Below are 2,870 nucleotides of genomic sequence, written 5' to 3' on the forward strand. Positions count from 1 at the left end.
TCTTCCGGGGACTTCTGCGCGCTCAGCGCCGTACCGCTGTCTCGGGAAGCGTCCAGGGCGCGGCCGAACCGTCCTCGCTGGCGCGGCAGTTGGCGGGACTCAGCAGTTCAGAGCAGCAGGATTTCCTGTTGCGCCTGGTATCAGGTCACGTCGGCGCGGTGCTTGGGCACGGGGAGGACGCCGTGGCGGCGTCCCGCCCGTTCAAGGACCTGGGAATCGACTCCCTCACCGCCGTCGAACTGCGAAACCGTGTCGGCAGCGCCACCGGGCTGCGGCTGCCCGCCACCCTCGTCTTCGACCACCCCACCCCGGCCGCCCTCGCCGACTACCTGCGTGACACGATCCTCGGCGTTCTGCACCAGCCTTCAGAAGTCGCAGTCGTCACCAGCCGGGACACCAGCGATCCGGTGGTGATCGTCGGGATGTCGTGCCGGTACCCGGGGGGCATCCGCACTCCCGAGGACCTGTGGCAGCTCGTGGCCGAAGGGCGCGACGCGATCGGGGCGTTCCCCGACAACCGTGGCTGGGACACCGACTCCCTCTTCGACCTGGACCCGGATCACGCGGGGACCTCGTACGTCCGCGAGGGCGGCTTCCTCCACGACGCCGCCGCGTTCGACGCCGAGCTCTTCGGCATGAGTCCGCGGGAGTCCACGGCCACCGACCCGCAGCACCGGCTGCTGCTGGAGACGGCCTGGGAGGCCTTCGAGCGAGCGGGCATCAACCCGCGTTCGCTGCAGGGCAGCCGTACCGGTGTCTTCACCGGCGTCATCTCGCAGGACTACTACTCCCGTCTGTCCAGCATCCCGGAGGGATACGAGGGGCAGGTCGGCATCGGCAGCGCCGGGAGTGTCGCCTCGGGCCGGGTGTCGTATGCGTTCGGGCTCGAGGGTCCGGCGATCACCGTCGACACGGCGTGCTCCTCGTCCCTGGTGGCGCTCCACATGGCCGGCCAGGCACTACGGGAGGGCGAGTGTGATCTGGCCCTGGTCGGTGGTGTATCGGTGATGGCGAGTCCGAGCATGTTCGTGGAGTTCAGCCGCCAGCGTGGGCTGGCGCCGGACGGTCGGTGCAAGCCGTTCGCGGCGGGTGCGGACGGCACGGGCTGGTCGGAGGGTGTGGGGCTGCTGTTGGTGGAGCGGTTGTCGGACGCCGTACGGAACGGGCACGAGGTTCTGGCGGTGGTACGGGGTTCGGCGGTGAACCAGGACGGCGCCTCCAACGGCCTCACCGCGCCCAACGGCCCCTCGCAGCAGCGCGTCATCCGTCAGGCCCTCGCGAACGCCAGCCTGTCGGCGGCGGACGTCCAGGCCGTGGAAGCACACGGCACCGGCACCGCTCTCGGTGACCCGATCGAAGCCCAGGCCATCCTCGCCACCTACGGTCAGGACCGGCCGGAAGATGCTCCGCTGTGGCTGGGGTCGCTGAAGTCGAACATCGGTCACACGCAGGCAGCAGCCGGTGTCGCGGGTGTCATCAAGATGGTCATGGCGATGCGGGAGGGCGTACTGCCACGGACGCTGCACGTGGACGAGCCCACGCCGCATGTCGACTGGTCGGCCGGAGCGGTGGAACTGCTCCGAGAAGACGTGCCTTGGGCTGAGACGCCGGAGATGCTCCGGCGTGCAGGTATCTCTTCCTTCGGAATGAGTGGCACGAACGCGCATGTGGTGCTTGAGCAGGCACCCGTGATCGAACGCGCCGGGACTGAGTCCGATTCTTCATCGGGTGTGGTGGTGTGGCCGGTGTCCGGTCACACGGCCGACGCGCTGCGTGCCCAGGCTTCGCGGCTGCACGCGTGGCTGGAGGAGCAGCCTGACGCTGATCTTCCGGCCGTCGCCGATGCCCTCACGGGCACGCGTGCGACTCTTGATCACCGTGCGGTTGTGTTCGGCACCGAGCGCGGGCAGTTGATGGACGCGCTGGCTGCTGTTGCGGCAGGGAACCCCAGCCCGCAGGGGGTGGTGGGTCGGTATCGGGCGGGGAAGCTCGCCTTGCTGTTCACCGGTCAGGGCTCGCAGTACGCGGGGATGGGGCATGACCTCTACACCTCCCACCCCGTCTTCCGCGACGCCCTCGACGAGGTGTGCGCGGCTCTGGACGCGCACCTTCCGGTGCCTTTGCTGACGGTGATGTTCGCCGAGCCGGGCACCCCTGAGGCGGATCTCCTCCACCACACCACGTACACGCAGCCCGCCCTCTTCGCCCTGGAGACAGCCCTCTACCGCCTCACCCAGTCCTACGGGGTGCGCCCTGACGCACTGGCCGGGCACTCCATCGGTGAGCTCACCGCAGCCCACCTCGCGAGTGTCTTCACCCTCACCGACGCCGCCACCCTGGTAGCGACCCGCGCCCGGCTGATGGGCGAGCTGCCCGCCGGGCAGGGCACCATGCTCACCCTCCACACCACCCCCGACGACGTGACACCGTTGCTTGAGGGAACCGGGCTGGAGATCGCGGCCCGCAACTCCCCGACGAACACGGTCGTTTCAGGGACGGTGGCCGAGATCGAGGCCCTGACCGCACGTGCGGCGGAGGCGGGTATCCGCACCCGCGCGCTCAAGGTCAGCCACGCCTTCCACTCCGCGCACATGGACCCCGTCCTCGACGAATTCCGCACCACGCTCAGCACTCTCGCCCCGCAGCCTCCGACGCTGCCCGTCATCTCCAACCGCACCGGACTGCCCCTCACCGCCGAACAAGCCGTCTCGCCGGACTACTGGACCGAACAGCTCCGCCACAGCGTCAACTACACCGCCATCACCGAGCACCTCGACTCCACCGGCACCACCACCTACCTCGAACTCGGACCCGACACCACCCTCACCACCCTCACCACCCAAACCCTCCCGGACACCACCGCCATCGGG

1 protein-coding gene is annotated in these 2,870 nt (G+C 69.3%); it reads left to right on the forward strand.

The genetic code is table 11. The annotated features are described in order from the left end of the window. Window positions 1–182 precede the first annotated feature (182 nt). The coding region (locus GXP76_RS34975; protein ID WP_374363706.1) for a beta-ketoacyl synthase N-terminal-like domain-containing protein at window positions 183–2,870 on the forward strand (2,688 nt) is incomplete at its 3' end.

The organism is Streptomyces sp. NP-1717, from assembly GCF_022695985.1.
Taxonomy (GTDB): Bacteria; Actinomycetota; Actinomycetes; order Streptomycetales; family Streptomycetaceae; genus Streptomyces.